Here is a 5,356-nt window from a genome sequence, read left to right on the forward strand (position 1 = left end):
TCGCCTCCCCCGACTCCGACATCGGCCTCGTCGGCTACGAGATGGCCCTGCTCGTCGACCGCGCCGGCGCCGTCCTCACCCCCGCCCTGCGCGCCGAACTCCAGGGCAGCCTCCTGCACTGAGAGGGACTCGCACCTCCCTCCGCCGGACCCGGCCCTCACCGGATCCGGCGGAGGCTCCCACCCCACAGCTGACGCAGCATCAGCCGCAGCGCTAGGAGGATCCCCGCATGACCCCGCCCCCGACACCGGCCGGTTCGTACGGCAACGGGTACGGCTCCGGCTACGGCGACCAGAACAACGGCGGCTACGAGCAGCAGCCGCTGGTGCGCCCGTACGCGATGACCGGTGGCCGTACCCGGCCCCGCTACCAACTGGCCATCGAGGCCCTGATCTCCAGCACCGGCACCGCGCCGCGCTCCGGCACCCTGCTGCCCGAGCACCAGCGGATCGTCCACCTGTGCCAGGAGGTCAAGTCGGTGGCCGAGATCTCGGCCCTGGCCCAGGTGCCGCTCGGGGTGGCCCGGATCCTCGTCGCCGACCTGGCCGAGGCCGGCCTGGTCGCCATCCACCAGCCCGCCGCCGCCGGCGAGTCGGGCGGAACGCCGGACGTCACGCTGCTCGAAAGGGTCCTCAGTGGACTTCGCAAGCTCTAGCCCCGCGGCGGCCGCCCGGGCCACCACCTCCGCGAAGATCGTCGTCGCGGGCGGCTTCGGCGTGGGCAAGACCACCCTCGTCGGCGCCGTATCCGAGATCAACCCGCTGCGCACCGAGGCCGTCATGACCTCGGCCTCCGCGGGCATCGACGACATCAGCAAGGTGTCGGGGAAGACCACCACCACGGTGGCCATGGACTTCGGCCGCATCACGCTGGACGAGGACCTGATCCTCTACCTGTTCGGCACCCCCGGCCAGGACCGCTTCTGGTTCATGTGGGACGACCTGGTCCGCGGCGCCATCGGCGCCGTCGTCCTGGTCGACACCCGCCGCCTCGCCGACTGCTTCCCGGCCCTCGACTACTTCGAGAACAGCGGCCTGCCCTTCGTCGTCGCCCTCAACGGCTTCGACGGATACCAACCGCACACGCCGGACGAAGTCCGCGAAGCCCTCCAGTTGGGGCCGGACACACCGATCATCGCCTTGGACGCGCGCCGTCGCGACAGCGCCAAGAGCGCCCTGATCACCCTGGTCGAACACGCCCTGCTGGCCAGACTCCGCTGACACGAACGGGGACCCCGAACTCTCGGGGTCCCCGTTCTGTACATCACATAACGGGTTCTGTGGATCGCATAACGGTTCGGTAGGCATTTCGGACCTTTTCGTGACACACCGCAGTCGTTCGGGTGCGTTCGGCAGGCGGCCTCCGATGGTTTGGCCGCTCCTGTAGTCGAATGTCCGTTTTGCTCCCGACTGGGTGGGCGACCAGAGCTGTTTGTCCCGTTCTCCCGCACGTGCTGAAATTCCAGCTACCCCGAGTTGACCCACGGCAGTTCCACCCAGCAGCGGGCTGCGGCCAAGGGGTAAGCCGCTGGATTGATCCATGGCCGCCAGTCGGCCGAGAGGTTGTTGTCGAGTGAGGCGTAAGCAGCCAGTCACCCCGCAGCGGCGCCCCGAGCCCCGCGAGACGGACCGCAGCGGCCAGAGCACCCCCGCGTTCTCCCCGTTCACGGCGAACTCGGCGAACCCCGCCGGCTCTGAGCGCCAGTCACCGGGCTCCGGCATACCCGGCCGCCCCGCCGGATCGATTTCCGAGGTGGTCTCCTCGGGCGGCGACGACCGCCCGACGGACGCGACCAGGTGGGAGTTCCTCGCCTTCCGCAACTGGCGGGTGCCGGTCCGACTGATCGCGATCATGCTGATCCCGGTCGTCCTCGCCCTCGTCTTCGGCGGCATGCGCGTCAACACCTCGTACGACGACTACGTCAAGGCCACCCACGCCGAACAGGCCGCCAACCTCGCCCGCGCCGCCACCAACCTGGCCGACGCGCTGGAGAACGAGCGCGACCAGAGCCTGGAGCCGCTGGTCACCGGCCAGGACCCGCAGGGCACGGTCGCCAAGCTGCGCGCCACCACCGACCAGCGCCTGGCCAGCTACCGCGCGGCCTACGCCAAGGTCTCCGGCGAGCCCGAAATCACCCAGGACGACTCGGCCTTCGAGACCGACGCCGCCTCGCTGCAGAGCCTGCGCACCAACGCCTACAGCCCGCAGCTGTTCGCCAGCGCGACCATCAACGCCTACTCGACCCTGATCAACCCGCTGCTCTCGATCGACAGCACGATCGGCGCCGGCAGCGCCGCCGGGGTGAACCGCGGCCGCGCGATCTACAACGTCTCGCAGACCAAGGCCTACGCCTCGGCCGGCAAGGCGGACATGCAGATGCTCTTCGTCGGCATCGGCGTGCAGCGCAACTCGCGCTACGAGAACACCGAGCTGATCCAGGACCTGCTGGTCTCCACCAGCATCCAGCAGACCTCGCTGGCCGCCTTCCAGACCGGTGCCGCCCCCGAGGACAACCACGTCTACGCCGACGCGCTGGTCGCCCAGAGCGACGCCGACACCCACGCGCCGCTGCGGATGCCGGACAACGTCACGCTGCCGACCGTGCAGGGCCTGATGGACATCGGTCTGGCCTACCAGACCGAGGCGATGATGCCCACCGACGCGGCCACCTCCGCCGCGCAGCAGAAGCAGGCCGCCGGCCAGGGCTTCAACATGCCCAACTGGGAGCAGGCCACCACCAGCGAGATCACCCCGCTGCGCACCACCGAGACCAAGCTGCTGAACAGCGTCGTCGCCGACGCCAGCACGGCCAAGGACAGCGCGCAGACCGACGCCATCCTGAACGCCTCGATCGTGCTCGCCGCACTGGTCCTGGCCGGTCTGCTCACCTTCCTCATCGCCCGCTCGATGATCCTCGGCATGCGCGTGCTCAACACCAGCGCGCTGGACATCGCCAACAACCGACTGCCGGACCTGGTCGAGAAGCTCTCCAAGACCGACCCGGACCGGGTGGACACCAACGTCGAGGCGATCGCCCTGTGGGGCCGGGACGAGATCGGCGAGGTCGCCCGCGCCTTCGACCAGGTCCACCGCCAGGCCGTCGCGCTCGCCGCCGAGCAGGCCCTGCTCCGAGGCAACCTGAACGCGATCTTCTCCAACCTGTCGCGCCGCAGCCAGGGCCTCATCCAGCGCCAGCTGGCGCTGATCACCGACCTGGAGAACAACGAGGCCGACCCCGACCAGCTGGAGAACCTGTTCCGGCTGGACCACCTGGCCACCCGCATGCGCCGCAACGGCGAGAACCTCCTGGTCCTCGCCGGTGAGGAGCCGGGCCGCCGGTGGAACACCCCGGTCCCGCTGGTCGACGTGCTGCGCGCCGCCGCCTCCGAGGTGGAGCAGTACGAGCGCGTCGAGCTCTCCAACATCCCGGAGGCCGAGGTCATCGGCGCCGCGGTGACCGACCTCGTCCACCTGCTCGCCGAGCTACTGGAGAACGCCACCTCGTTCTCCAGCCCGCAGACCCGGGTCAACGTCAACGCGACCCGACTGCCGGACGGCCGGGTGCTGGTCGAGATCCACGACAAGGGCATCGGCCTGACCGCCGAGGACTTCGCGGAGATCAACGAGAAGCTCGCCAACCCGCCCACGGTCGACGCCTCGATCTCCCGCCGCATGGGCCTCTTCGTGGTCGGCCGGCTCTCCGACCGGCACGACATCCGGGTCCAGCTGCGCCCCTCCGGCGAGTCGGCCGGCACCACCTCGCTGGTCATGCTCCCGGCCGCGCTCACCCAGATGCGGGCGATGCCGGAGCCGGAGGAAGAGTTCACCGTCTCGCGGATCTTCGCCGAGCAGGAGCCGGCCCCGTCCTGGCAGCAAGACGCGTTCGCCGCGCCGCGCACCGCGGCCGAGCTGGGCTTCGACGACAACCTCGCGGTCGGCGGCGGCCAGAACGGCTTCAGCCCCGCGCTGGACTCGATGCAGCGCTCGCTCCGCCTCGACCAGCGCCGCCGGGCGGCGCTGGAGGCCGGCCCCGGCGAGGACGGGGCGGCCGCGGACGGGTCTGCGTACCCGGACTACGGCACCCAGGAGTTCGAGCGGCCCGACTTCGAGCGGCCCGACTTCGAGCAGGCCGCCGGCCAGCCGGGCGGGTACCAGAACGCCGCGCCGTTCGCCGAGCCGGAGGTCGCCGAGGCCGAGCTGGTCGAGGCCGAGTTCGTCGAGCCGGAGTCGGACTACCGGCAGCAGGCCCAGCAGCAGGCGCCGTACGCGGAGCCGGGCTACCGGACCCAGGACCACGAGCAGGCCGGCTACCCGGGCTACTACGCCGACCAGCAGTACGGCGAGCAGCCGTACGCCGAGCAGCCCTACGCCGAGGCCGAGTACCAGCAGCCCTACCAGGACTACGGTCAGTCGGGCTACGACAACGGCTACTACGCCGACCGCAACGCCCCGGCCGCCGAGGGCCAGCCCTACGGCTACCAGGACGGCGGCTACCAGGCGGACCCGTACCAGGACGACCGCGCGGCGGACCCGTACCAGTCGCGGTCCGGCGGGTTCGACGGCTTCGCGCCGCGCGAGCAGCAGCGCAGCAGCGGCCCGCGCGGCCAGGAGGCCGCCGCCGGCCACCCGTACGAGGCGCCCGCGCTGCCCGCGGCCGACGCCGGGCTGGACTCCGGTCTGCCGCTGCGCCGTCCCGGCCAGCAGCTGGCCGGCGGTCTCGGCGCCCGGGCGATCGGCGGCCTGGACTCCGGCGAGCAGCCGAACTGGTTCACCGGTGCCAAGGACAACTCCGGCGCCGGCCCCGCCCCGGCCGCCGCGCCCGCCCCGGACGCGCGCAGCCACCAGGTGTCCGGCCTCGGCACCTCGGGCCCGACCGGCCCGACCGGCTGGCAGTCGGCCAACGACGGCGCCTGGCAGCGGGCCGAGCAGCTCCGCGAGCCGTCCTCCGGCGGCGTGACCGGCTCCGGCCTGCCGCGCCGGGTGCCCCGGCAGAACCTGGTCCCCGGCAACGCCAAGCCGGCCGCCTCGGACGGCCCGCAGGTCTCCCGCAGCCCCGAGGAGGTGCGCGGCCGGCTGACCAACCTGCGCCGCGGCGTGGAGCAGGGCCGCAGCGCGGGCTCGGACGGCGGCCAGACCGGCAGCTTCCGGATCGACCCCCAGGACATGTCCCGCCCCGGTCACCCCGGGCGCGGACAGCAGAACAACAGCACCGATCTCTTCGGCGGCTCGAACCACCAGGAGCGTTGAGTTGAGTCAGATGAGCCAGGCCGCACAGAACCTGAACTGGCTGATCACCAATTTCGTGGACAACACCCCCGGGGTGTCGCACACGGTGGTGGTCTCCGCCGACGGACTC

At 71.5% G+C, this 5,356-nt stretch carries 4 protein-coding genes and 1 pseudogene; all 5 read left to right on the forward strand.

Annotated features, from left to right (window positions below; all coding sequences use genetic code 11):
* Positions 1-122: pseudogene (locus ACQRUO_RS38395) on the forward strand (roadblock/LC7 domain-containing protein); the annotation flags it as partial.
* Between the two features lie 107 nt (positions 123-229).
* A complete protein-coding gene (locus tag ACQRUO_RS38400) occupies positions 230-655 on the forward strand; it encodes a DUF742 domain-containing protein (protein WP_428320820.1) in 426 nt (141 codons plus the stop codon).
* Positions 636-1,220 carry a GTP-binding protein gene (locus tag ACQRUO_RS38405; protein ID WP_428320821.1) on the forward strand — a complete coding sequence of 195 codons (585 nt, stop codon included), beginning with the start codon at positions 636-638 and terminating at the stop codon, positions 1,218-1,220. The genes ACQRUO_RS38400 and ACQRUO_RS38405 overlap by 20 nt, the downstream gene beginning before the upstream one ends.
* 532 nt (positions 1,221-1,752) lie before the next feature.
* A complete protein-coding gene (locus ACQRUO_RS38410) occupies positions 1,753-5,247 on the forward strand; it encodes a nitrate- and nitrite sensing domain-containing protein (protein WP_428320822.1) in 3,495 nt (1,164 codons plus the stop codon).
* Between the two features lie 10 nt (positions 5,248-5,257).
* Positions 5,258-5,356 (forward strand): roadblock/LC7 domain-containing protein (locus ACQRUO_RS38415; protein WP_173669913.1); only part of this gene is annotated, 99 nt, incomplete at its 3' end.

Origin of the sequence: Kitasatospora sp. LaBMicrA B282 (assembly GCF_050325825.1) — a bacterium.
Lineage (GTDB): Bacteria > Actinomycetota > Actinomycetes > Streptomycetales > Streptomycetaceae > Kitasatospora.